The sequence below is a fragment of the Amycolatopsis magusensis genome, from assembly GCF_017875555.1.
Lineage (GTDB): Bacteria > Actinomycetota > Actinomycetes > Mycobacteriales > Pseudonocardiaceae > Amycolatopsis > Amycolatopsis magusensis.
Map to the genome: position 1 here is coordinate 3,615,746 of NZ_JAGGMS010000001.1, position 22,980 is coordinate 3,638,725.

The window sequence follows — 22,980 nt, forward strand, 5'->3', positions numbered from 1 at the left end:
GTCGATGGCCTGATAGGTGAGGTCTCCGGTAGACGGGTTAACGACCAAGAAAACCTGCACCACCGGAGACCTCGTGCCCAGGGTAACGGCAGCGGGGCGGGCCGATCTGACCGACGCGCAGTGGGAGATGCTGCAACCGCTGCTGCCTGTGGGGAAGAAGCCGGGCCGTCCGCCGCGATGGAGTAAACGGCAACTGATCGACGGGGTCCGCTGGCGCGTGCGGGTGGGTGCGCCCTGGCGGGACATCCCACCCGAATACGGCCCGTGGCAGACGGTGTACGGGTTGTTCCGCCGCTGGCAGCGCGGCGGGGTGTGGCGGCGCATCCTGCTGGCCCTGCAAGCCCGTGCTGACGCCGCGGGGTTGATCACCTGGGACGTGAGCGTGGACTCCACGATCGCGCGAGCGCACCAGCATGCCGCCGGTGCGCGGAAAAGGGGGACCTGCAGGCCGAACCACCCAGCACCACCGCCGGGGGCGCTGAACTGGCCGATCACGGCCTGGGCCGGTCACGGGGCGGGTGGACCACCAAGCTGCACCTGGCCTGCGAACAGGGCCGTAAGCCGCTGGCGTTGCTGGTGACCGCGGGCCAGCGCGGCGACAGCCCGCAGTTCACCGTGGTACTGGACCAGATCGTGGTGCCCCGCCTTGGTCCGGGGCGCGCCCGCACACGGCCCGGCCGGGTGCTGGCGGACAAGGCATACAGCTCGCGCGCCAACCGGGCCTACCTGCGCCGCCGCGGGATCAAAGCAACCATCGCCCAGCCCCGCGACCAAATCGCCCACCGCCGGGCACGCGGCTCCGCCGGGGGACGCCCACCCGCCTTCGACACCGAAACCTACAAACAACGACACGCCGTCGAGTGCGGCATCAATCTGCTCAAACAACACCGGGCCCTGGCCACCCGCTACGACAAACTCGCCCTGCGCTACCAAGCCACCGTCGACATCGCAGCGATCAACATCTGGCTACGCCACATCTAAAACACGCGCTAGGCGCCGCCCGGCGGGGTAGGTCGCGCCCTCCGCGCCCAGGCGGCCAATGCTATGAGTGGGGCATTACTTGCAATCGACGCAAGTAATGCCCCACTCCCAGCAATCGAAGTGGGCTCAGTCGGCGGGGGACGCCGGGAACCACCTGAATCACGAAGCCCATCTACCAGACCCGCAGGACAGCGCCTAGTCTCGGGAAGAACAGAGGGGAGCAGTCGATGACCGAGCCACCGGAAGGCGACTACACCAGCGGCGGGGTGCCCAACTTCGACTTCGTCCGCGACAAGATCGAGAAGCGCTCCGCCACCGCGGACGGCGCGACCGAGCTGGCCGGGCTGGGCGGCGAGGAAACCGTCGAGTCGCTGGACAAGAAGCTGGCCGACCGCGACGAAGCCGCGAAGTCCAAACTGGACGAGATCCGGCGGTCGATGCGCGGGCAGTGATCCAGTGCCCTCGTACCCGGTGGAGATCGTCGCGTTGCTGGTGTCTTCGCGGCACGCCTTCGAAGGCAGGCCCGCGGACGGGCCGCGCCCCGATCCGGAACCGGCTTCGCGCGAGCGGGTCACCGTGCGCGCGGGGCTCGGCCTGACCGGCGACCGCTACTTCAACCACCCCGCGCACAGGCACGCGGCCGTCACCGTCTTCGACGCCGGATCGCTCGACCACCTGGCCGGTGTGCTCGGGCTGCCCGCCGCGCCGGACCCGCACCTCACCCGCCGGAACATCACCCTGCGCGGGTTCGAGGTCGACGGCCTGGCCCGCGGCACGGTCTTCTGCCTCGATTCGGGCGACGGCCCGGTCCGGTTCCGCGCACACCGCCCGGCCCACCCGTGTGCCTGGATGGACGTCGTGCTCGCCCCCGGCGCTTTCCGCGGTCTGCGCTCGCGAGGCGGAATCCGGTGCGAGCCGCTCGACGACGGCTTGCTTCGCCTCGGGCCCGCCTCGCTGAGCGTGTTGTCCTAGCGGACGACGTCGGCGGAAAGCTGGTGTCGCCCGGCGACCGTGCAGGCGTTTTGTTCGTAGGGCACGAACATGGCCGCGGTGTCCCCCGGCGCGTAGACCCGCAGGCCGCGCGACAGGGCGGACTGGCACTCGGTTTCGTCGTACACGCCGGCGTTGACCACGGTCAGCGGGCTCTGGGCGTACCCACCCGGCACGATCCGCACGAGGGCGCCCTGTTCGGCGGGCACGCGCTCGGCCGGCTCGCCGAGCTGGTGCCCGTCGTCACCGGCCACAAAGGACACCCCGGGGCTGCCCTGGAGCGAGCAGGCCGTCGCGGACTTGTTGGTGAACCGCAGGTTCAGGTGGTTCTGGTTCATTCCCGCCCCACCTTCGTCCGGATGCAGGCTGAGTTCGAGCGACGCCGCCTTGCAGAGGCCGTCCCCGGCCTGCGCGCCGGCCATCGCCACCGGCTGGGTATCCACTGTGGACACATCGGGCGGGCCCGCGGTGCTGCCCGCCGTGCCGCACGCGGCCAGCGCGGACGTCGCGCCGAGCGCCGCCGCGGTCAAGGTGATCCGCCGGAGTGCACGGCTCCTGGTCGGCTGCTGGGTCATGGCCGTTCCTCCTCGTTCTCCTCGGAGCTCTACTCGTATAGATGCTTGACCACCCGATCCGGTTGCTTTTCACCTCTATTGGATGAAGTTCGTCAAGGTTTCGCAACCCGGGGCCGCGGCAGCTCCCGATCCGACCTCAGCCGAGTCGCACACCCAGGAAGCCGAACCCCACGTTCGTGAAGCCGAACCCCACGTTCGCGGGCCTGAGTGTCACGTCCGGTCCGCGCTCGAGGCAGGGCGGTGGCCGCGCTTACCCGGTGGCTGCCCGGGCCGAATGTGGGGTTCGGGCTCGCGAACGGGGAACTCGGCTTCCTGAGTGTGGGGTTCGGCTTCGGGAACGTGGGGTTCGGCTTCCTGAGTGTGGGACTCGGGGGTTATCCGCGTGCCCATCGGAGCATGAAGCGGCCCCAGGGGTCGTCCGGGCGCAGGCGCAGCAGGCTGACGGCGACGGCCACCGCCAGAGCCCGGCACCACGCCCACAGTCGGTCCCGGTCGACGCCGGGGATGCCGTCGCTCAGCAGGTCCACGCGTTCGCGCGCGGTTCGCTCGTCCGTGGTGCCGTCCAGTGCCCAGTCGACCAGGTCGAGCGTCTGGTCACCCAGGCACGGGCGCGGGTCGATGGCGACCAGGCCGCGGCCGTGCCCGGCACGCACCACGTTGCCCGCGTGCAGATCTCCGTGTACCAGGCCGGGGGTGCCGCCCTGGGCCAGGTCACGGCAGGCGGCACGGCCTTCGGCGAGCAGCCTCGGCAGGTAGTCGAGCGGCGGCAACTCGCCGGCGCGGCCGTCCGTCAGGTCGAAGATGAACTCCACGCGGTCGGCCAGCGACGGCAGGGAAGCCCCGTCCGGTGGCGGTACGCGCAGTGCGGCCAGCAACGGCACGACCTCTTCGAGCGACCATTCGGCGTCGACCAGGCGCACCGGTTCGGGGAGCCATTCCAGCAGCAGCGCGCCACGGCCGGGGTCGGCGTCGAGCAGGTCGACCGCGTGCCGCACGCCGGTCCAGCCACGCAGCGCGGTGGCTTCCTGCGTGGCGATTTCCGGGTCCGGCGTCAGTTTCAGCACAGCCTGGCCGTGTGCCGCGGACTCGCACCGCAGCACCACCGAATTGCTGCCAGCGGGCAGCAGTTCGAGCGGACGCAGTCCCCAGCCGTCCGCGAAGTCTTCGACCAGCGCGTCGAGATCGTCGCACCACGCGGTAGCCGCGGCGCCGAACCGTTGCAGCAGGCGAGCACGCGACGAATCCGGGAGCACGATCGAAGTCTTCATGCGCTCGATTATGGGATCAGCTCGGGCAGCCGCCGAACGATTTCCTCGGGTGAGGGCAGGTCCGCGATTTCCCCGGCCACCGCCCGTGCGGCTTCGCGGTAACTGTTTTCCTTCGGCTCCAGCAGTTTCCGGACGTTCACGGTGATCTCCTCGGCGGTTTCCCCGGTGCGGATACCGGCGCCCGCGGCGTCGATCGCGTCGGCGTTGCCGAACTGGTCGGCGCCCTGGGGCAGCAGCAGTTGCGGGATACCGGCGCCGAGCGCGCCGAGCGTGGTCCCGCTCCCGCCGTGGTGCACCACCACGTCGGCGTGCGGCAGCACCTGCGCCTGCGGCACCCACGACCGCGCGGTGACGTGGTCCGGCAGCTCACCGAGTTCTTCCGGAGCCAGCCGACCGGTCGCCACCAGTACGTGCGCGCCAGTGGCCGCCAGGCCGTCGATCGCGGTGGTGAGCAGTTCCGTGGTGCCGAACGCGGTGCCCAGCGTCAGGTAGACGAACGGTTTCGCGGGCGCCTCCCACGACTCGGATGGCGAATACGGCAGGGGACGCAGTGGAATGCGATTCCCCGTGGCGAGGAAATCCGGGTCCTGCAGGGAAGGCGGGCAGATGTCGAAATGCGGCCGCCCGTCCCCCGTGGGCAGTTCGAGGCCGATCCCGGCCGGGAACAGCCGCCCGAATCCGTGCCAGATCCCGGGGATCCCGGCCTCCGCGGCAGCGGCCGCCGCGCCGGGCAGGCCCCATTCGTGCACCACCAGATCCGGCCGCAGGCGCGTCAGTTCCGGCGCCAGGTCTTCGGCGTAGATCTCGTAGAACGAGTCGGCGGGCCGGAACGGGCGCAACCCGCTCGCGGCCAGGGGCGCGTGCACGGCCTCGCCGGCAGCGAAGTGCACCTCGTGCCCGGCCGCCCGCACGGCGGTGGCGAGCGGGATCAGGGGATAGGTGTGACCGACGGACGCCAGGCTGGCGAAGAGCACGCGCATGCGGTCGAACCTACGCGGTTCCGAGCGACTCCAGTTTGCGCCGCAGGAGCTGGCGGTCCGGCTCGCTCCCGGCCAGGTCGAGCGCCCGCTGATACTCGGCCTTCGCCTCGGACAGCCTGCCGAGCCGGTGCAGCAGATCGGCCCGGGCGGCGGGGTAGGGGTGGTAAGCACGCAGCAGCGGCTCCGCGGACAGTTCGTCGAGCAGCGTCAGACCCGCCTGCGGCCCGTCGCGCATGGCCACCGCCGCCGCCCGGTTCAACGCGACCACCGGCGAGGGCGCAAGCGTTTGCAGCACGTCGTACAGCGCGACGATCTGCGGCCAGTCGGTGTGCTCGAGGTCCGCGGCTTCGTCGTGCAGCGCGGCGATCGCGGCCTGCACGCCGTACGGCCCCGGCGGCCCGCCGCTCAGCGCGACCGGCACCAGCGCGGTGCCCTCGTCGATCATCGCGCGGTCCCAGCGGGTGCGGTCCTGCTCGTCGAGCAGCACGGGCTCGCCGCCCGCGCCGGTGCGCGCCTCCCGCCGGGCGTGGACCAGCAGCACCAGCGCCAGCAACCCGGTGACCTCGCGTTCCGCGGGCAGCAGCCGGTGCAGGATCCGGGTCAGCCGGATCGCCTCCTCGGCCAGGTCGAGCCGCTGCAGGTCCGGCCCGGAACTGGCCGCGTACCCCTCGGTGAAGATCGAATACACCACCTGGAGCACGCCGGGCAGCCGCTCCGGCAGTTCGTCCGCTCCGGGCACGCGGAACGGGATGCGGGCTTCGCGGATCTTCTTCTTCGCCCGCACGATCCGCTTCGCCATGGTCGCGGCCGGGACCAGGAACGCCCGCGCCACCTCGGGCGTGGTCAGGCCCGCCAGGCAGCGCAGGGTCAGCGCGGCGCGGTCTTCGGCGGGCAGGGCGGGGTGCGCGCAGGTGAAGAACAACTGCAGCCGCTCGTCCGGCAGTTCGGCGTCCCCAGTCACCTCGGACGCGGGCGCCCGGTCGGCTTCCACCTGCAGCACCGCCACCCGCGCGGCCAGCGTCCGGTCGCGGCGGAGGCGGTCGACCGCGCGGCGGCGGGCCGTGGTCATCAGCCAGGCGCCCGGTTTCGGCGGTACCCCGTCGACCGGCCAGCGCGCCAGTGCGACCTCGATGGCTTCGGAAGTGACCTCCTCGGCCAGGTCGAGGTCGCCGAATCGGCGAACGAGGGCGGCCAGCAGCCTGCCGTGCTCCTCGCGGAAAACGGCCTCGATAGAAGACACAGAAGACACAGAAGACACCGGCGCGCCCATCGCCGTCAGTTGTCGAAGTCGGCGATCGGCCGCACCACGATGGCGCCGCCGTCGCGGGACCCGGGGCAGCGGGCGGCCCAGTCCAGTGCCACGTCGAGGTCGGGCACGTCGATGACGTAGAAGCCGCCGAGCACCTCGCGGGTCTCGGCGAACGGGCCGTCGGTCACCGCCCGCTTGCCCTGGCGGTCGACCTGCACGGTGGTCGCGGTGACCAGGTCGGCCAGCGATTCCCCGGAGACGAAGATGCCCGCGTCGCGGACCTGCTTGTCGTAGGCCATCCAGTCCTCGGGCGTGCACTCCGGCTCGGTCACGTCGGTGGCGGCGTGGATCAGCATCAGGTACTTCACGGTCGGGCTCCTTAGCCTGGAGTGGGTTGGTGTCCTCACTACGAACGGGCCGGGCCCGGATGGACAGGCTAGCCAGAAAGTTTTCCCGGCCGGGTCACCGGCGTTTGCGGGCCGGGGTGCCGGGTATCGGGAGGACATGTCCCAGGTAGTCGTCACCGGTGCCACCGGCAACCTCGGCGTGGCCGTGATCCGGGCGCTCGCGCAGGAGCCGTCGGTGGAGTCCGTGCGCGGGCTGGCCCGGCGACGGCCGGAGTGGCGGCCGCCGAAGACGGAGTTCGCCGAGGCCGACATCCGCACCGACGACCTGGACTTCACCGGCGCCGACGCGGTGGTCCACCTGGCCTGGCAGTTCCAGCCCGCACGCTCCCCGGAAACCACCTGGGAAGCGAACGTGCTCGGCTCCATCCGGGTGTTCGAGGCGGCCGCGCGCGCCGGGGTGCCGAACCTGGTCTACAGCTCGTCGATCGGGGCGTACGCGCCGGGACCGGTGGACGACCGGGTGGACGAGAGCTGGCCGACCCACGGCTGGCCAGGAGCCGCCTACCCGCGTGAAAAGTCCTATTTGGAGCGTTATCTGGACGCTTTCGAGCAGGACCACCCGTCGATGCGGGTGGTGCGGTTGCGCCCGGGGTTCGTGTTCCAGCGCCCGGCGGCCCCCGAGCAGCGGCGCCTCTTCGCGGGCCCGCTCGTGCCGGGGCAGCTGCTGCGCCCGCGGTTGCTGCCGTTCGTGCCGGACGTGCCGGGGCTGCGTGTGCAGGTGATTCAGGCGAGCGACGTGGGTGACGCCGTGCGCCGCGCGTTGCTGCGACCGGTGCGGGGCGCGTTCAACCTGGCGGCCGAACCCCCGCTGGACGGGCGGGGGCTGGCGTCGACGCTGGGCAGGCCGCTGGTCCCGGTGCCGCGGGCGGTGGTGCGCTCGATGGTCGCGGCGGCCTTCCGGCTGCACGCGGTACCGGTCGACCCCGGCCTGTTCGACACCGTCGCCCGGCTGCCGCTGATGGACACCGGGCGCGCCAGGGACCAGCTCGGCTGGACGCCCCGGGTGGGTGCCTGGGACGCGGTCGGCGAACTGCTCGCCGGCCTGCACGGTGACGGTGGCCACCCGACGCCGCCGTTGCACGACGATTGACGAACCCGAGGAGTGAGCATGAGCAAGCCGAATCCCATCGAGATCCAGAAGCACCTGTCCGGCGTGGACTACCCGGCGAGCCGCGACGACCTGATCGCGGCGGCGCAGGGCAACGGTGCTGATGACAGCACTCTGGAGGCGCTGCGCGGGATCCCCGACCGCGAGTACGAAGGCCCGAGCGGGGTCAGCAAGGAGATCGGCGGGTGAGCGCGCCCGGGGTCGACCGGGCGGGTGAATCCGCACCGGCCGGCCCCTGCGGCCGGGCCGCGGAAGCGGTGACCGCGCGGCGGACTCGGGTTGTCCGATCCGGCGAAGCACCGTACCTTCGGAAGTGAGGTTCAGCCAGGAGCCCAGCCGGGTGTTCGCCCGGTCTGCCCAACGCCACGCCACATCAGCGCAGGGAGCTCCCCCCATGGACTTTTCCGTGCACCGCCCGGGTCCGCCGTTGTCCGTCCGCACGACCCTGCTGGGGGACGAAATCGGTTTGCTCGCCCCCACCGGGGACATCGACATGGCCACCGCGCCGTTGCTCGCCGCCGCTTTCGCGGATCTGCGCAAAGAACACGCACCGCGTGCGGTGGTGGTCGAACTGGCCGGGGTGAACTTCCTCGGCAGCGCGGGCCTGAGTTGCCTGGCGAATGTGCGTGCCGACACCGAACTCGCGTTGTCACGGTTGACCCACGCGGTCCGCCGAGCCCTCGAAGTCGGCGGACTGCGCGAGTACTTCCCGTGTTACGACACGACCGAAGAAGCCCGCGACGGCCTGCGTCAGCGCCTGTCGGCCAGCGTGGACCGCAGCGCGTAATAGGCGGGTTTGCGCGAGAAGTCCTCCCACATGACCGTCGCCGCGCCTTCACCTTCGAAGAACACCGGCACCCACGAGTACTTGTCGGTGAAACCCCAGATGGTGAAGGAATCGCAGCCGCGGACGTTCAGGCAAGCGGTGAGCGTGCGCCGGTAGTAGTCGGCCTGCTGGGTGAGTTGCTCGGCGGTGGGCACCCCGCCGTCGGGCAGATCCATGCGCACGTCGAGTTCGGTGATCGCGGTTTCCAGGCCCAGCGCGGAAAAGCGCTTGAGGTTGGGTTCGAGGTCGGCGGGGAAGCCGTAGCGGGTGCTCAGGTGCGCCTGTGCGGAAAAGCCGTGCACCGGCACGCCCTGCGCGCGCAACTGCTGGATCAGCGCGAGGTAGGCGTCGCTCTTGGCGTTCACGCTTTCCACGCCGTAGTCGTTGAAGAACAGTTCCGCGTGCGGATCGGCCTGGTGCGTCCAGCGGAACACGTCGGCGATGATGCCGGGGCCGAGTTCACGCAGCCAGATGTTGTCGGTGGTCCGCAGCTCCCCGGTTTCGGTGAAGATTTCGTTGGCCACATCCCATTGCTGGATGCGCCCCTGGTACCGCCCGACGACCGTGCGGACGTGGTCGCGCAGGATCGCGCGTAGTTCGTCCGCGGTGAACTCGCCCTGCTCCAGCCAAGCCGGGTTCTGGCTGTGCCACAGCAGGGTGTGCCCGCGCACGACCTGGTGGTTCCGCTGGGCGAAGCGGACGATCGCGTCGGCGGCGGCGAAGTCGTAGCGGTCGCGTTCGGGGTGGATGTACTCCCACTTCATCTGGTTTTCCGGGGAGACCGAGCTGAACTCCGCGGCGAGCCGGTCGCGGTAGGGCCGGTCGGCGCTGAACGGGTCCGGGTAGGGCATCGTCTCGTGGTGCCCGCCGCCGGCCACCGCGCTGCCGATGCGGAACTTCTTCGGGGCCGCCTGGCGGAGGGTCTTCCCGTGCTGGTCCGCCGTGGGCGGCGCGGCCGATGCCGTGGCGGACAGCGGGACCACCAGCGCCACGGCCGTCAACAGGGCGGTGACCAGACGAATCGGCTGCATCAGCACTCGCTCCTCGAAACTTTCGGAACACCATGGGAAAGTTTCGGCGACACTAAGCCGCGACCAGCGGGAACGTCAAGGGTGTGCCGGGCGGGACGGGGGACCGCCCGCTCCCGGCCGATCAGGCGGTGGCGGACAGTCGCCGCAACCGCGCGGTCCGGCTGCCGGAACCGTCCGGCAGGTGTACCCAGCCGCGGTGGCGGATCCCGGCGACCTGCACCTGGCGCAGTGGCTTGAAGGCGGCCGGGTCGATGCCTTCGTAGCCGTGGCGGATCACCGACTGGTAGATCACCGGGGAGACCACGAGGATCATCGGCGCGCCGGTGGCCCGGAGCCTGCGCTTGACCTCCGGGGCGTCGAGCAGCCGGAAGGCGATGTCCACCGACTCCCCGAAGCAGCCCTGTTCGTCGTAGTTGACCTCGCCGGCGTGCAGCGCCACGCGAAGCCGGAAGCCGTGCTCGGCGTCCTGCTCGGCGAGGAGTTCGCCCAGCCTGGGTAGCACCTGGTTCAGCAGTGCCGTCTTGGGCGCCTGGGCCACCGGGTGCACCAGCACCAGCGCGCCGTCCCCGCGGTCCGACGGCGGGTCGTAGTGCGCCGGGGTGATGCCGCCTGCCAGCAGTGCCTCGTCCAGCAGGCGGTACATGGTCTGCCGCAGGCGGGCTTTGGCCATGTCGGTGCGCCGGGTCGAGCCTTCCACGTCGAACACCAGGATCGTCCGGTGGTGGGGGCGCAGGGCGCTCCCACCAGGGATGAAAACCGTCGCCTCTCCCATCGCGGCCTCCCACCTCGAAGAAGTGAAGCTGGCTGAACAACAGCTAAGTTCAGGCCGATTCAGGATAGGGCCAGCTCTCTGCTCGGGCAACTGTCCGTGGGTACGCGGCCGAATGGCCGTCGGACCGAGGCCTGGCCGTAACAGTGGGTCGCGAGCGCGCGATGCTCAGTACAGCTAGAGTTCAGGACGATGACCTGAAGTTGACTGGAAGGGTGGACCGTGCAGGTCTCCGAAGAAGCGCGCCTGATCCTCGCCCGCCGGTTGAAGGAGCTGCGCGAGCAACGCTGGCCCGCGCGGCGGATCACCCAGGGGCAGCTCGCCAACGCGCTCGCGGTGAGCACGGCATCGATCTCCGCCTGGGAGAACACGCGCTCGCCGACGCCGCCGCCGGTGCACCGGCTGGAGGCATACGCGACCTTCTTCGCCACCGAGCGCTCGGTGGCGAAGAAGCCGTACCGCGTGCCCGGCGCGGACGAACTGGCAACGGCCGAGCGGTCCGCACGCGACGACCTGCTCGCCGAGCTGACCAGGCTGCGTACCGAGGCGAACGTGGAACCGGGCGGCCGCCCCGAGCCGACGGCGCCCGTCCCCCGCAGCCTGTGGCGGTTCGACGACGACCGGCCGATCACCATCGTCTGCGGGCAGCTGCCCCCGGAGATGCTGACGCACCTGCCGTACGCCGACCCGCTCAACCCGGACTACGTGCGCCTGTACACCTACGCCGATCCGGACGCGCTGCTGGAGCTGTACGGGCACGTCCGTGCACTGAACCCCGGCGCCGAGGTGCACTACAAGCTGGCTTCGGAAATGGCGGGCGCGGACTACGCCGGCACCCACCTGATCTCCCTCGGGGGAGTCGACTGGAACAACCTGACCCAGTACCTGCTCGCCCGGTTGCCGGTGTCGGTGCGGCAGGAAACCCGGCCGACGCACTCCACCTCCGGGCATTTCGAGGTGACCGAAGGAGGTGAAAGGAAAGAATTCCATCCCGTTCTCGGCGAAATCCACGGGCAGCCGGTCCTGCTGGAGGACGTGGCGCATTTCTACCGCGGCCCGAGCCCGTACAACCGCGAATTCACCGTCTCCCTGTGCAACGGCATGTACGGCCGCGGCACCCTGGGTGCGGTGCGCTCGCTCACCGATCCCGAGTTCGGGGCGCGCAATGAGGAGTACGCGGAAAGACGCTTCTCCGGCAGTGCCGCATTCAGTATCCTCGCTCGTGTGGCCGTGGTGAACGGCCGGGCCGTCGCGCCGGATTGGACCGACCCGGACGCTGTGCTGCACGAGTGGTCGGAGGATCCGTTGTGAGTTCACCCCTGGCGACGCGGGGCCGCACGCCCTCCCGGTTCCACCACGGGTCCCACCGCCAGTTGCTCACCGAAATCGAAACCGTGCCGGCGCACACCACCGCGGTGGACGGCATCGTGGTACCCACTTTCCGCCCTCCGGAGTACCTGCGCGAGGCGGTGGCGACGGCGGCCGCGCTGGACTGCGCGCTGGTCGTGCTGTGCAGCAAGCAGGCCTCGATCCACCGGACGGTCGCACTGGCCGCCGAAGCCGGGATCGAGCTGATCGCGGTGGACGTGGACCGGCTCGCCCCGGGGCTGCTGCCCCGGTTCCGCACCGCCGAACTGTTGCGCGGCACCCGGTTCCGGCGCCCGACCGACACCAGCCTCAAGCGGAACCTCGGCCTGCTGCTGGCGCGGGCGCTCGGCTGGGAACGGCTGGTCTTCCTCGACGACGACATACGCGTACCGCGGCCGGATGATCTGCGTGACGCGGCGAAGCTGCTGGATTCCTATGCCGGCGTCGGCCTGTCCGTCACGGGTTACCCGGACAATTCCGTCGTGTGCCACGCTTTTCGGCACGCCGGCGGCGCACAGGCGACCTTCATCGGCGCCGGCGCGCTGGCCGTCGGCGCGGACTCGTTCACCTCGTTCTCACCGGACGTCTACAACGAGGACTGGTTCTTCCTGGTGGACAACACCGGCCTGCGCTCGGCCGCGGTCACCGGGACCGCGGTGCAGCGGCCGTACGACCCGTTCCTCGACGCCGGGCGGGCCCGGGCGCAGGAGTTCGGCGACTGCCTGGCCGAGGGCGTGTTCGCCGCGCTGGACGACCGGCGCCGCACCCCGGCCGCCGAACAAGGTTACTGGCGTGACTTCCTGACCAGGCGACGCCGGTTCATCCGCGAAATCATCGAGCGGATCGGCGAACTGGACCAGGAGCCCGCCGAACGCGAGCGGATCGTGCACGCGCTCGCCGCCGCCCACGGCCGCAGTCTGCTGATCACCCCGCAGTTGTGCGTCGACTACCTCGAGGCGTTGCGAGCCGATCGCGAAACCTGGCGTGCGCAGGTGGAGCGGACGCGCACCGGCCTGCGCCCGGAGAAGGCACTGGCCGAGCTGGGGCTGCTCTGCCACGCGCGCTACCTGCAACCTCTCAGAGCGGCTTGACCAGGACCCGGCAGGTTTCCGGGCGCGACTTGCGGCGCCCGTCCGCCAGCACTTCTTCGGCGTAGCAGGTGATCAGCCCGTGCGCCCACTCCCGGTAGCCCAGGCGGCGGTAGAGACGTTCCGCGCGCTCGTTGGTGACCTCGACGGCCAGCGCGACCCGAGTGGTCCCGGCGGCGGCGAGCTGGGCCTCGCCGTGACGGATCAGCTCGGTGCCGATGCCCCGCCCCCGGTGGCCGGGCGCGATCTCGATGTGGGTGAGCAGCGGAACGCCGGGCAGGTGCTCGCGCAGCTCGTCTTCCTCGGCGAGGTCCCGCCAGACGTACATGCCACCGACGGCCTCACCGTCCCACCACGCCGTCAGCAGCCAGCCCGCGCGCAGCTGCTGCCTGGCCAGCCGGTCTTCGACGAACTCGCGGTCGGCCAGTACGCCGGTCAGCGTGGGCAGATCGGCCGGACGGGCCAGGCGGATCGACAGCCGGTCGCTCCGCGTCTTGGTGGTGGCTTCGGTCACGCCGGGAATTCTCCGCTGTCCGCTAAAGGACGGCTCGGCCGGGGCTCAGCCCTCGCCGGGCATGGGGGCGTCCAGGAACGGCGGGATGGCGGGCAGCAGGAAGTCCGCGCGGTCCACCAGGCCGATGTGCGAGGTTCCCGGCACCACCAGCAGCTGGGACGCCGGGAGCGGGTTCAGATCACCCATCACCCCACCGCCGAGCAGGCGGAACAACTCCACGGTGTGCTCCGGCGTGACGATGTCGGAGTCCGCCGCGATCAGCTGGACCGGGGCCTTGATGGCCCGGATGGTCTCCGCCGGGACCTCCGGCGAGTTCTGGTCGAGGTCCTTGGTCTTCTCCAGGAACACCGGCCAGTGCGCGGGGTCGGGCGCCTTCGCCAGGTACTCGCTTTCGTAGACGGTGCCCGCCAGGTCCTCCGGCTTGAGCTCATCGATGCCGTCGAGCATCCCGGGGTGGAAGCCCGAGTTGTTGTACGACACCGCCGCGAGCACGAGCTTGCGCACCTTCTCCGGGTGCCGGATGGCGATCTGCAACGCCACCGAACTGCCCATGCTGTACCCGAAGAAGTCCGCGGTGCCGACGCCGATGCGGTCCAGCAGCGCCACGGTGTCGTCGGCCATCTGCTCGATCGCCAGCGGCCGGTCGATGTCGCCGGTGTGGCCGTACCCCTGCTGCTCCACCGCGATCACCTGCCGCGACTGGGCCAGCCCCGGCCGCAGCTTCCCGAACGAGGTCTCGATGGTGGACAGCGATCCGTGCAGCAGCACCAGCGGCCGGCCCTGCCCCTGCGTTTCGTAGTACATGTTCAGCCCGTTGACCTGCGCGTAGCCGGTCTGCACCGGCGGCCCGGCCGGGGGCGCGGCGGGCTCGGCCGGCTGCCCGCCGCCGGGCCGGCAGCCGGCGAACAGCAGCACGGCGAGCACCGCCGCGGCGGTGGGCAGGAACTTCGGGGTCATCGGGATCTCCTCCGGTCGCGCTGGCGGGTGCACTGGAGCGTCGAGCGCGCACCCGCGGAATCGACCGCGTACCGGGATCCTTCCCCCTGGATTCCCGATCCTCAGGCGTGCCCGCGGGCGAGCGCGATGAGCCGGTCGAGCACGTGGCCGCCGCTCACCCGCAGGCCGTCGTGCTCGTATTCGCTGGTCAGCCACGGGCGCAGGCGCGGCAGCAGTCGTGCGGTCCCCTCCGAGAGCGCCCGGTCGACGTAGGCGTCCTCGGTGTAGATCGCCGCGGCGCACGGGACCTCGCAGGCACGCAGGCGCCCGGCGTCGTACAGCCGCGGCCATTCGTGCTCGGCGAGCAGGTCGGCGGCCTCGGCGAGCGGCGCCAGGCCGCGGTCGTCGCTCAGGGTCCACGGGTAGACATGCTCCCCGCTGAACAGCGTGACGTCGTCCTCATATTCGGCGGGCCGCACGCGGGCGGCCGACCAGTGCGTGGCGTGCCCGTCGGCGTAGCTGGCCTCGTGGATGACGGCGTAGAGCGGGTTGCGGGCGTTGAACGGCAGCGAGGCGGCCACGTCGTGGGCGAACGCCGGGGAGGCAGGGTCGCGTTCGAGCAGGTAGTGCAGGCGCTCGGCTCCGTCGCTCATGCCCAGCATGCTGCCGACCTGGCGGAAGAGGCGACCGGTCAGCGTCGAACCGTTGGGCAGCACGACTTCTCCCGCGTCGAGCCGCTCGTGCAGGGCGCGCACGCGGTCGCGGTCGCCCGGGTACCGCAGGTAGAACCGCCGGTTGCGCTCCAGCACGGTCGCGTAGGTGGCGCGGTAGACCTCGTCCGGGTGCAGGCCGACCGGCGGCAGTCCGCCGGTGAAGTAGGCCTCCCGCAGGCTTTCCGGCGCGGTGGACAGGTAGTTGAGCGTGCAGAAGCCGCCGAAGGACTGGCCGAGCACGCTCCAGGTGTCCACCCCGAGCGCGGCTCGGACGAACTCGGCGTCGCGCACGATCGAGTCGGCGCGGAAGTGCTTGAGGTAGTCCGCCTGTTCCTGCGGGGTGCGCCCGGGCAGCAGGCCGACCGGGGTGGACCGGCCGGTACCGCGCTGGTCGAGCATGAGCACGCGGTAGTCGCGCAGCGCGCGGCCCAGCCAGCCGGGTGCGACCGGCGAGCCGCTGGGGCGCGGCGCTTCCTGACCGGGGCCGCCCTGCAGGTACACCAGGAACGGCCGGTCGCGGCCGTCCGGCGCGGCGACCTCGCGGGCGAAGACGGTGATGCGCTCGCCGTCGGGACGAGCGTGGTCCAGCGGGACGGCGAATTCGTGTTCGGTCAGGACCAGTCCGGGGATGTGCACGGTTTCAGCCACGAACCCGATCTTGCCAGCCAGGCGTCCACCTCGCGCTGACCGCGCAGCCGGACGACGACGAGGTCCGGGTGCCGGTCCTCGGCGAGCACCCGCTCCACCCTGGCGCGCAACCACGAGTGCCGCCGCCACGACTCGCGGACGATGTGGTCGCGGTCGGTGAAGAAGGTGTACAGCGGGCCTTCGGTGTTGCCGCCGGGGATCGCGCTCCCGCGGCCGAACCGCCGCCGCAGCGTGCGCGTGACCACCCTGGCCGTGGTGAGCCATCGCGGGTGGTCGAGCCAGACCAGCACCTGGGTGCGGGCGGTCAGCCGCTCGCGCACTTCTTCGCCCTGCCATTCGATCGCCCACGCTTCGCCGTCGACGTGGGCCAGCACCTTCTCCTGCCAGTCCGGCAGCACCGTCCACTCCGGACCGTGGAAGAAGGTCTCGAACTGGGTGAACGGCACCCCGAGCCGTCGGCTGAGCTCGGCGGCCAGGGTGGTCTTGCCCGAGCCGGGCGGGCCGGCCACGGCGATCCGCCGCACCTGATCGAGGGGCACGGGTTCGGTGGGTCCCAGCAGGAGCATGCCGCCATCCTATGGTCATCCGGCTATTTGACAATGAGTTTCATGTTCGGCCAGGCTGCGCCGGGCGAACGGCGGAGGCGAAGTGGTGATGGGCAGGACCCGGCGTGCCGGGGTGGGGCGGGACGCGGTGGTGGTCGCCGCCGGACTGGGGGCGGTGCTGGCCGGGTCGATCGTGCTGGCGATCGGCCTGGGCTCGGCGGTGATCCCGCCCGGCGACACCGCGCGGTACCTCTGGGCGGCGATCACCGGCGACGGCATCCCGGTGGAGGAGTTCAGCCGCTACCAGATCATCTGGCAGGTGCGCACCCCGCGCGTGCTGCTCGCGGCCGTGGTCGGCGCGGGGCTCGGCGCGGTGGGCGTGGCGATCCAGGCCATGGTGCGCAACGCCTTGGCGGACCCGTTCATCCTCGGCGTCTCGTCCGGGGCGTCGGTCGGCGCGGTGGCGGTGACCTCCTTCGGCGCGCTCGCGGTGTTCGGCATCTACGCGGTGTCGATCGGCGCGTTCCTCGGTTCGCTGCTGGCTTCGGTGCTGGTCTACGCGGCCGCGCGCTCGCGCGCCGGGATCACGCCGCTGCGGCTGGTGCTGACCGGGGTCGCGCTGGCCTTCGGGTTCGAGGCGGTGATGAGCCTGATCATCTACTTCGCGCCGGACAGCGAGGCCACCAGCACGGTCCTCTACTGGACGATGGGCAGTTTCGGCGGCGCCACCTGGGGCTCGCTGCCGGTGGTGGCGGTCGCGGTGCTCGTGGGTGTGCTGGTGCTGCGTCGGTACGCGCGCAGCCTGGACGTACTTTCCCTCGGCGACGAGGCCGCCGCGAGCCTCGGCGTGCGCACGGAAACGTTGCGGCGCGGGCTGTTCGTGCTGACCGCGGTGGTGACCGGCGCGATGGTCGCGGTCAGCGGCGCGATCGGGTTCGTCGGCCTGGTGATCCCGCACCTGGTGCGGATCGTGTTCGGCGCCTCGCACGCGCGGGTGCTGCTGATCGCGCCACTGGCCGGGGCGATCTTCATGGTCTGGGTGGACCTCGCCGCGCGCACCGTGGTCGCGCCGCGGGAACTGCCGCTCGGGGTGATCACCGCGCTGGTCGGCGTGCCGGTGTTCATCACCCTGATGCGCCGCCGCGGTTACCTGTTCGGAGGACGCTAGCGATGGACCTGCGCTTCGATGGCGTTTCCGTGGTGCTGAACGGGAAGACCCTGGTCGACCGGCTGAGCCTGCCGGTCGGTTCCGGGCAGGTCGTCGGCCTGGTCGGGCCGAACGGCTCGGGCAAGTCGACCGCGTTGCGCTGCGTGTACGGCGCGCTCAAGCCCCACGTCGGCGCGGTCCGGCTGGGCGGCACCGACCTCGCCGAACTCGGCAGCCGCCGCGCCGCCCGGGCGATCGCCGCGCTGACGCAGGAAAGCAGCAGCGAGTTCGACTTCACCGTGACCGAACTCGTGGAGCTGGGCCGCTTCCCGCACCTGACCGGGAACCAGGCGCTGACCGCACGCGAGAGGGAATTGTGCCGCGACGCGATGGACCGGCTCGACGTCACGCACCTGGCCGAGCGCGGGGTCCTGTCGCTGTCCGGCGGCGAACGCCAGCGCGTGCTCATCGCGCGGGCACTGGTGCAGGAACCCGCGGTGCTGGTGCTCGACGAACCGACCAACCACCTCGATGTGCGCCACCAGATCGAGTTGCTGTCGATGCTGCGGACCCTCGGCCTGACCGTGCTCGTGGTGCTGCACGACCTCAACCTCGCGGCGGCGGTCTGCGACCGGATCGGCGTGCTGTCGGCCGGTTCGCTGGTCCGCGCGGGCACCCCGGCGGAGGTGCTCACCGCCGACCTCGTGCGCGAGGTGTTCGGCGTCGAGGTGACCGTGGTGGACCACCCGCTCACCGGCGACCCGCAACTGCTCTACGCCCTGACCAGTGACAGAAGGAGTTCGGTATGAACAAGGCGGTTCCCGTGCTGGCGGCGGTGGCGCTGCTGGCCGCGGGGTGCGGTGCGCAGGTCGAAGGCGCCGCCCCGGCCGCGCAGGACGTCGTGGTGAAGCGCTGCGGGGAGGACGTGCGCTACACCAAGCCGCAGCGGTCGGTGGTCTACGAAGCGGGCAGCGCGGACAAGATGTTCGCGCTCGGGCTGACCGAGCACGTGCACGGTTACGTGATGCCGCCGGCGAACCCGCCGGTGGCGGAGTCGCCGTACGCCGCGGAGTACGCGAAGGTCCAGTTCCTCGGCGACGACCTGCTCAACCGCGAACTCGTGGTCGACGCCAAGGCCGATTTCGTGGTGGCCGGCTGGAACTCCGGCTTCAGCGACCAGCGCGGCATCACCCCGGCGATCCTGGACGGCCTCGGCATCCAGAGCTTCATGCACACCGAATCCTGCTTCAACTACCCGAACTTCCCGGAAAAGGTGACGCCGTTCGAAGGGCTGTACACGGACCTGCGGCGGCTGGGCCAGATCTTCGGTGTCCCCGACCGCGCCCAGCAGGTGATCACCGACTACCAGCGCTGCGTCGACCAGGTCATCGCCACCGCGCCGAAGGGTGACCAGCCCAAGGTCTTCCTCTACGACTCGGGTACCGACCAGGCTTCGACCGCGGGGAACCAGGTACCGCCCAACGACATCATCCGCTTCGCCGGCGGCCGCAACATCTTCGACGGCGTCGACGCCCGCTGGACCAAGGTCGGCTGGGAAGCGGTGGTCGACGCGCAGCCGGACGTGGTGGTGATCCTCGACTACGGCGACAAACCGGCCCAGGAGAAGATCGACTTCCTGAAGTCCTCCCCGGCGACCGCGCAGCTGCCCGCGGTGGTGCACAACCGGTTCTACGTGCTCGACTACAACGAGGGCATCAGCGGGCCGCGCAACATCGACGGGCTCGAAGGCTTCGCGAAGTACCTGCGCGAACTGCCCCGCTAGAGCTCAGGCTGGGCCGCCGCCGTAGCTGAGTTCGTTGCCGTCCTGGTCGCGGTAGGTGATCTTGCGGACGCCGTTCGAGTAGGTCTCCCGCCCGGCCGGTTCGAGGCCACGCCCGGTGATCCCGGTGACGACGCCTTCGAGGTCGTCGACGAAGAGGGTGAGCAGGGCGTGGCCGGCGTGCTCCGGCCGCAGTTCGAGGTAGACGTACCGGTTTTCCTCGATCTCCCACACGGCTTCGATGTCGTTGGGGAAGAAGGTCGGAGGCACGCCGAAAAGCTTCTCGTACCAGGCGAGTGCGGCCGGGAAGTCGGAAACGGAGATACCGGCGAACAGGGCGGCGCCCATGCTGCTCCTAGGGTTCGCGCCGGGCGACCGTGCACCGCCACGGCAGCGCACGGCTCTCGCGGATCGGGACCGGCTGCCCGTTCACGCAGGGAGTGTCGAGGTAGAGGTAGCGCACTTCGTACGGGAAGCCCGCGTCGTGCCCGGGTGGGAAGACGTCCCAGGCGAGTGGGTCCTCCCGGAGGAGGCGGGCGTCATCGCGGGTCCGGGGGTCTTCGAGCAGCAGCGCCCACATCTCGTCGTCGGTCGCTTCGCAGATGCGCGGGTGGTCGTCGAGCAGGATGCCCGCCAGCCCGCGGACCACGGCGTTCGGGACCACGTTCTCCCACGCGCACAGGTATTCCGCCTCACCGGCCGCGAGTTCGGCGAGGTAGGCGGCGGTGGCCTGGTCGGTGTGCACCTCGCCGTCGACCAGGCGCAGCCGCGCCAGGGTGGCCGGCGGCGGTTCGGCCAGCCGGGCGTGGGCGCGGCCGCTGCGGATGAACGACTCGAGGTGGTCCAGCTTCAGTGCGCCGCGGCGGCCGCTCAGCACCGGCGGCGTCCTGGCGTCGATGGCGAGCACGTCCTCGACGTCGATGTCGTGCTCGGCGAGCAGCGGCTCCAGCTCCCGGATCCGCCGGACGCCCAGCACGTGGTGGTCGAGCCCGCCGACGCCCTCGAAGGTGTGGCTGAACGGCAGGTGCCCGAGGTCGTGCACGAGCGCGGCGACCCTGGCGACGGTGTCGTCCGGGGCGAAGTGCGCCACCAGCGACAGCAGGCCGAGGCTGTGCTCCAGCCGTGAGTACGTCTGGTGCGTGGTGACCGCCGCCGCCCCGGCGTGCGCGACGAACTGCAGCCGCCGCACCGGGCGGCTGCGCAGCAGGCTCCGCTCCACCGGGGTCAGCCGGAACTCCACCGCCCACAACGGATCCCGGTACCACTCCGTGCGTCCCAGCAGGCCGGCCACCGCGTTCACGATTCGAGCGTAGTCGACCTCGGGACCTAGGACAGCATGCCGCCGTCGACGCGCAGAACGGTGCCGGTCACGTACGAGGCCCGGTCGCTGAGCAGCCACGCGGCTGCCTCGGCGACCTCCGCCGGGTCGGCGGCGCGGCCCAGCGGGGTCCCGGCGTTGAGCCGGTCGATGACGCCGGGAGAGGCCTGGTCCCAGTCGAGCACCATTTCGGTGAGGGTGGTGCCGGGCGCGATCGCGTTCACCCGGATGCCTTCCGGGCCGTAGGTGGCCGCGGCCGAGGCGGTGAGGCTGTTGACCCCGCGCTTCATCGCGCCGTACGCGGGCAGTTCGGGGTTGGCCATGAGGCTGCCGACGCTGGAGTTGTTCACGATGGCGCCGGTGCCCGCGGTGGCCCGGATGGCGGTGATCTCGGCGACCATGGCCAGCCACGGCGCCTTGAGGTTGACCGCGTAGACGTGGTCGAAGTCGGCTTCGGTGGTCTGGTCCATCGGCCCCGGCGGGGCGTTGGTGGCGGCGTTGTTGAAGGCGACGTCGAGGCGGCCGTGCAACTCGACCGCGCGGTCCACCGCGGCCCGCACCGCGGCCGGGTCGGCGAGGTCGCAGACCACGTAGTCGGCGACACCGCCCGCCTCGCGGATCTCGTCGGTGACGGCCTTGAGCTGGGCCTCGGTCCGGGCCGCGAGCAGCACCTTGGCGCCTTCTCGGGCGAACAGGCGGGCCGCGGCGGCGCCGATGCCGCGACCGGCACCGGTGATGAAGGCGACCTTGTCGCCGAGCAGGGTTCCGTTCATGCCACCGAGCCTGCGGCCGGGCCGCGGGCTCAACCAGGCACCGGCGGTACCTGGCTGAGCGCGGCGAACCCGCGCACACTGCAGGGCGTGGACCGAACAGAGCTGGCCGGGTTCCTGCGCAGCAGGCGTGAGCGGATCACCCCGGCCGACGTGGGCCTGCCCGCCGGCCGGCGCCGCCGCACGCCGGGGCTGCGCCGCGAGGAGGTCGCGCAGCTGGCGTTCATCTCGAACGAGTACTACACGCGGCTGGAGCAGGCCAGTGCGCCGCGGCCGTCGCGGGAGGTGCTGGCCGGGCTGACCAGGGCGCTGCGGCTGTCCGACGCGGAACGCGACCACCTGCACCACCTCGCCGGGGCACCGCCCGGCCCGCCGCCGGGGCCGTCGCGGGAGGTGCGGCCGAGCATCCTCGCGCTGCTGGACCGGTTGCCGCAGGCCGCGGCGATCGTGCTGTCCGCGACCTACGAGGTGATCGCCTGGAACCCGCTGGCGGCGGCGCTGATGGAGGACTTCTCGGCGTTGTCGCGGCGGCAGCGCAACCTGGTGCGGCGTGCCTACCTCGAACCGCGCGCGGACGGGCGGCCGCTCTACGGCGCGTCCGATGCGGAGGAATTCGCGCAGAGCGCCGCACGGGACCTGCGTGCCACCGCCGCGCGTTACCCGGACGACCCGGAACTGGCGTCCCTGATCAGCGAGCTGCTCGACGGCAGCGAGGACTTCGCGCGGCTGTGGGCCGCACACGACGTATGCGCCCGGCCCGCGTTGTGCAAAACGTTCCAGCACCCCCTGGTCGGCCCCATCACGGTGGTCTGCGACGTGCTCGACATCGCCGACCGTGACCAGCGCGTGGTCATCTACACCGCGGAGCCCGGAACGCCCTCGGAAGAGGCATTGCGCTTGCTCTCCGTCATCGGTACCCAGCGCTTGGACGTGCCCGGCTGAAAGGCGGTGGTAACGCCGCGCGGACCGGTCACGACTACGGCACTTGAGGGGACCGACTGCGAGGCGTGCCCATGAATCGGGATCACCCACCCGGCGCACTTGACCGGTTGCTGGCGGCGTGGTGCGCGGAAATCGACAGCGTGCCCATACCGGACCTGGTCACCACGGAACAGGCACTGGACATCCTCGCGCGGTCCCCGGCCTGCGGCCGCCTGCCCCACGCGGGCCGGAACCGCCGCGGCCCCGGGCGCGCCCGCCGGCGCCGCAACCCGGTCACCTACCTCACCCGCCACCGCTGCACGCGGGGGTGACCGGCGGGGTCGGGTGGGGGTCGCTGACCCCGCCGGTCGTCTCGGGCGGTCTCACCGCGGGATGAAGACCCCGTTGAACCACTGGCCGTTGGCGTGGTCCGAGTAGGCGTCCACGTTGAAGTCGTAGTTCATGTGCTTCCCGGGGTAGCCCAGCCAGCCCGAAGCCGCGGTGCTGTCGCAGATGATGTCGTCGGTGCACAGCGTCAGCGTCGGCACGTTGCCGAAGAAGTCGTCGGCACCGGCCAGCGGCGGGCCGACGATGCCGGAGTACCACTGCCCGGCCAGTCCCGCCGCGCCCGGACCGCCGGCGCGCTTCGGGTCGGCGATGAGCACCGCGTTGACGTTGCCGAAGCTCTGCCAGTTCTCCGTCACCCAGATGTGCGCCACCGCGGCGCCCTCGGAGAAGCCGACCACCTTCGCGTGCTGCCCGGGGCAGGCGTTCCGCTGGTTGCGGATCAGCCGGTTCAGCTCGTTCACGCCTTCGCGGGCGCTCGCGCTGTTCAACGCCGCCGAGTAACCGACGCGCTGGCTGACGTTGCCGCTGAAGATGCCCGAGGTCGGATCGTTGAACCCGCCCACCGCGATGGTGTAGGTCCCGCCGCAGGGTGCGGCCGAAGCCGCGGGCGCACCGGCCACCAGCAGGCCCGCCGTCGCGAGTGCGCCGGTCAGCAGCGCCACCAGTCGTTTTTTCATCACTTTCTCCCTGTTCACCGGAA

General features: G+C 71.2%; 27 protein-coding genes and 1 pseudogene. 13 read left to right on the plus strand and 15 right to left on the minus strand.

What is annotated here, in order from left to right:
- Positions 1 to 127 precede the first annotated feature (127 nt).
- The 3 genes and pseudogenes from JOM49_RS15960 (at position 128) to JOM49_RS15970 (ending at position 1,953) form a co-directional block, all read left to right on the plus strand.
- Positions 128 to 981 (plus strand): annotated as a pseudogene (locus JOM49_RS15960) (IS5 family transposase).
- 227 nt (positions 982 to 1,208) lie between these two features.
- Positions 1,209 to 1,433: a hypothetical protein gene (locus JOM49_RS15965; RefSeq protein WP_209665065.1), complete on the plus strand. Its 225-nt coding sequence runs from the start codon at positions 1,209 to 1,211 to the stop codon at positions 1,431 to 1,433.
- Between the two features lie 4 nt (positions 1,434 to 1,437).
- Positions 1,438 to 1,953 carry an MOSC domain-containing protein gene (locus JOM49_RS15970; RefSeq protein ID WP_209665066.1) on the plus strand — a complete coding sequence of 172 codons (516 nt, stop codon included), beginning with the start codon at positions 1,438 to 1,440 and terminating at the stop codon, positions 1,951 to 1,953.
- Here the strand turns inward: JOM49_RS15970 and JOM49_RS15975 are convergent.
- The 5 genes from JOM49_RS15975 to JOM49_RS15995 all read right to left on the minus strand — a co-directional run bounded on the left by JOM49_RS15975 (position 1,950) and on the right by JOM49_RS15995 (position 6,411).
- The gene (locus JOM49_RS15975) at positions 1,950 to 2,546 is read right to left on the minus strand and encodes a DUF4232 domain-containing protein (RefSeq protein WP_209665067.1); all 597 of its coding nucleotides are present in this window, start codon (positions 2,544 to 2,546) and stop codon (positions 1,950 to 1,952) included. The genes JOM49_RS15970 and JOM49_RS15975 overlap by 4 nt on opposite strands.
- A gap of 374 nt (positions 2,547 to 2,920) precedes the next feature.
- On the minus strand, positions 2,921 to 3,814 hold the full coding sequence (locus JOM49_RS15980; RefSeq protein ID WP_209665068.1) for an aminoglycoside phosphotransferase family protein: 894 nt from the start codon (positions 3,812 to 3,814) through the stop codon (positions 2,921 to 2,923).
- Between the two features lie 8 nt (positions 3,815 to 3,822).
- Positions 3,823 to 4,794 (minus strand): glycosyltransferase, encoded by a 972-nt coding sequence (locus tag JOM49_RS15985; protein WP_209665069.1) that lies wholly within the window; start codon positions 4,792 to 4,794, stop codon positions 3,823 to 3,825.
- Between the two features lie 10 nt (positions 4,795 to 4,804).
- Positions 4,805 to 6,064 carry an RNA polymerase sigma factor gene (locus JOM49_RS15990; RefSeq protein ID WP_209665070.1) on the minus strand — a complete coding sequence of 420 codons (1,260 nt, stop codon included), beginning with the start codon at positions 6,062 to 6,064 and terminating at the stop codon, positions 4,805 to 4,807.
- Between the two features lie 5 nt (positions 6,065 to 6,069).
- Entirely contained in the window at positions 6,070 to 6,411 is a 342-nt protein-coding gene (locus JOM49_RS15995) for a YciI family protein (RefSeq protein WP_209665071.1), read from the minus strand.
- A 136-nt stretch (positions 6,412 to 6,547) separates the two neighbouring features.
- Here JOM49_RS15995 and JOM49_RS16000 point away from each other — a divergent pair, with 136 nt between their 5' ends.
- The 3 genes from JOM49_RS16000 to JOM49_RS16010 all read left to right on the plus strand — a co-directional run bounded on the left by JOM49_RS16000 (position 6,548) and on the right by JOM49_RS16010 (position 8,345).
- The gene (locus JOM49_RS16000; RefSeq protein ID WP_209665072.1) at positions 6,548 to 7,540 is read left to right on the plus strand and encodes an NAD-dependent epimerase/dehydratase family protein; all 993 of its coding nucleotides are present in this window, start codon (positions 6,548 to 6,550) and stop codon (positions 7,538 to 7,540) included.
- 18 nt (positions 7,541 to 7,558) lie between these two features.
- Positions 7,559 to 7,747, plus strand: coding sequence for a DUF2795 domain-containing protein (locus JOM49_RS16005; RefSeq protein WP_209665073.1), 189 nt, complete (start codon positions 7,559 to 7,561; stop codon positions 7,745 to 7,747).
- A 205-nt stretch (positions 7,748 to 7,952) separates the two neighbouring features.
- Positions 7,953 to 8,345, plus strand: a complete 393-nt coding sequence (locus JOM49_RS16010; RefSeq protein ID WP_209665074.1) for an STAS domain-containing protein — start codon at positions 7,953 to 7,955, stop codon at positions 8,343 to 8,345.
- On the opposite strand, the gene JOM49_RS16015 is transcribed toward JOM49_RS16010, so the two are convergent.
- Both JOM49_RS16015 and JOM49_RS16020 read right to left on the minus strand, forming a co-directional pair.
- Positions 8,309 to 9,415 carry an endo-1,4-beta-xylanase gene (locus JOM49_RS16015; RefSeq protein ID WP_209665075.1) on the minus strand — a complete coding sequence of 369 codons (1,107 nt, stop codon included), beginning with the start codon at positions 9,413 to 9,415 and terminating at the stop codon, positions 8,309 to 8,311. The two genes, JOM49_RS16010 and JOM49_RS16015, sit on opposite strands and share 37 nt — an antisense overlap.
- 121 nt (positions 9,416 to 9,536) lie before the next feature.
- On the minus strand, positions 9,537 to 10,187 hold the full coding sequence (locus JOM49_RS16020; protein ID WP_209665076.1) for a nucleotidyl cyclase domain-containing protein: 651 nt from the start codon (positions 10,185 to 10,187) through the stop codon (positions 9,537 to 9,539).
- Between the two features lie 219 nt (positions 10,188 to 10,406).
- Between JOM49_RS16020 and JOM49_RS16025 the strand changes: the two genes are divergently transcribed.
- Positions 10,407 to 11,495 (plus strand): helix-turn-helix domain-containing protein, encoded by a 1,089-nt coding sequence (locus JOM49_RS16025; protein ID WP_209665077.1) that lies wholly within the window; start codon positions 10,407 to 10,409, stop codon positions 11,493 to 11,495.
- Entirely contained in the window at positions 11,492 to 12,643 is a 1,152-nt protein-coding gene (locus JOM49_RS16030; protein WP_209665078.1) for a hypothetical protein, read from the plus strand. Before JOM49_RS16025 ends, JOM49_RS16030 begins: the two co-directional genes overlap by 4 nt.
- Here the strand turns inward: JOM49_RS16030 and JOM49_RS16035 are convergent.
- From JOM49_RS16035 to JOM49_RS42995, 4 genes are all read right to left on the minus strand, one after another.
- Positions 12,630 to 13,154, minus strand: a complete 525-nt coding sequence (locus tag JOM49_RS16035; RefSeq protein WP_308158752.1) for a GNAT family N-acetyltransferase — start codon at positions 13,152 to 13,154, stop codon at positions 12,630 to 12,632. The genes JOM49_RS16030 and JOM49_RS16035 overlap by 14 nt on opposite strands.
- 45 nt (positions 13,155 to 13,199) lie before the next feature.
- Complete coding sequence (locus JOM49_RS16040) at positions 13,200 to 14,111, minus strand: alpha/beta fold hydrolase (RefSeq protein ID WP_209665079.1); 912 nt, start codon at positions 14,109 to 14,111, stop codon at positions 13,200 to 13,202.
- Positions 14,112 to 14,212: 101 nt separating this feature from the next.
- Entirely contained in the window at positions 14,213 to 15,451 is a 1,239-nt protein-coding gene (locus JOM49_RS16045; RefSeq protein WP_308158753.1) for an alpha/beta fold hydrolase, read from the minus strand.
- Entirely contained in the window at positions 15,415 to 16,017 is a 603-nt protein-coding gene (locus JOM49_RS42995; RefSeq protein WP_245369342.1) for a P-loop NTPase family protein, read from the minus strand. Before JOM49_RS42995 ends, JOM49_RS16045 begins: the two co-directional genes overlap by 37 nt.
- An 88-nt stretch (positions 16,018 to 16,105) precedes the next feature.
- Between JOM49_RS42995 and JOM49_RS16050 the strand changes: the two genes are divergently transcribed.
- The 3 genes from JOM49_RS16050 to JOM49_RS16060 are packed head-to-tail and all read left to right on the plus strand — an operon-like array spanning position 16,106 to position 18,926.
- Positions 16,106 to 17,164, plus strand: coding sequence for a FecCD family ABC transporter permease (locus JOM49_RS16050; protein WP_209665081.1), 1,059 nt, complete (start codon positions 16,106 to 16,108; stop codon positions 17,162 to 17,164).
- 2 nt (positions 17,165 to 17,166) lie between these two features.
- Entirely contained in the window at positions 17,167 to 17,952 is a 786-nt protein-coding gene (locus JOM49_RS16055) for an ABC transporter ATP-binding protein (RefSeq protein WP_209665082.1), read from the plus strand.
- Entirely contained in the window at positions 17,949 to 18,926 is a 978-nt protein-coding gene (locus JOM49_RS16060; RefSeq protein WP_209665083.1) for an ABC transporter substrate-binding protein, read from the plus strand. Before JOM49_RS16055 ends, JOM49_RS16060 begins: the two co-directional genes overlap by 4 nt.
- Positions 18,927 to 18,929: 3 nt before the next feature.
- On the opposite strand, the gene JOM49_RS16065 is transcribed toward JOM49_RS16060, so the two are convergent.
- From JOM49_RS16065 to JOM49_RS16075, 3 genes are read right to left on the minus strand one after another with little or no spacing between them, the layout of a single operon-like run.
- Positions 18,930 to 19,271, minus strand: coding sequence for a VOC family protein (locus JOM49_RS16065; RefSeq protein WP_209665084.1), 342 nt, complete (start codon positions 19,269 to 19,271; stop codon positions 18,930 to 18,932).
- A gap of 7 nt (positions 19,272 to 19,278) precedes the next feature.
- Positions 19,279 to 20,223 (minus strand): HD domain-containing protein, encoded by a 945-nt coding sequence (locus JOM49_RS16070; protein WP_209665085.1) that lies wholly within the window; start codon positions 20,221 to 20,223, stop codon positions 19,279 to 19,281.
- A gap of 26 nt (positions 20,224 to 20,249) precedes the next feature.
- Positions 20,250 to 21,014, minus strand: coding sequence for an SDR family NAD(P)-dependent oxidoreductase (locus tag JOM49_RS16075; RefSeq protein ID WP_209665086.1), 765 nt, complete (start codon positions 21,012 to 21,014; stop codon positions 20,250 to 20,252).
- Between the two features lie 87 nt (positions 21,015 to 21,101).
- Here JOM49_RS16075 and JOM49_RS16080 point away from each other — a divergent pair, with 87 nt between their 5' ends.
- Positions 21,102 to 21,953 (plus strand): helix-turn-helix transcriptional regulator, encoded by an 852-nt coding sequence (locus tag JOM49_RS16080; protein WP_209665087.1) that lies wholly within the window; start codon positions 21,102 to 21,104, stop codon positions 21,951 to 21,953.
- Positions 21,954 to 22,024: 71 nt separating this feature from the next.
- On the plus strand, positions 22,025 to 22,264 hold the full coding sequence (locus JOM49_RS16085; RefSeq protein ID WP_209665088.1) for a hypothetical protein: 240 nt from the start codon (positions 22,025 to 22,027) through the stop codon (positions 22,262 to 22,264).
- Positions 22,265 to 22,315: 51 nt separating this feature from the next.
- Here the strand turns inward: JOM49_RS16085 and JOM49_RS16090 are convergent, their stop codons facing one another.
- Positions 22,316 to 22,957, minus strand: a complete 642-nt coding sequence (locus tag JOM49_RS16090; protein WP_245369343.1) for a cutinase family protein — start codon at positions 22,955 to 22,957, stop codon at positions 22,316 to 22,318.
- Between the last annotated feature and the right edge of the window lie 23 nt (positions 22,958 to 22,980).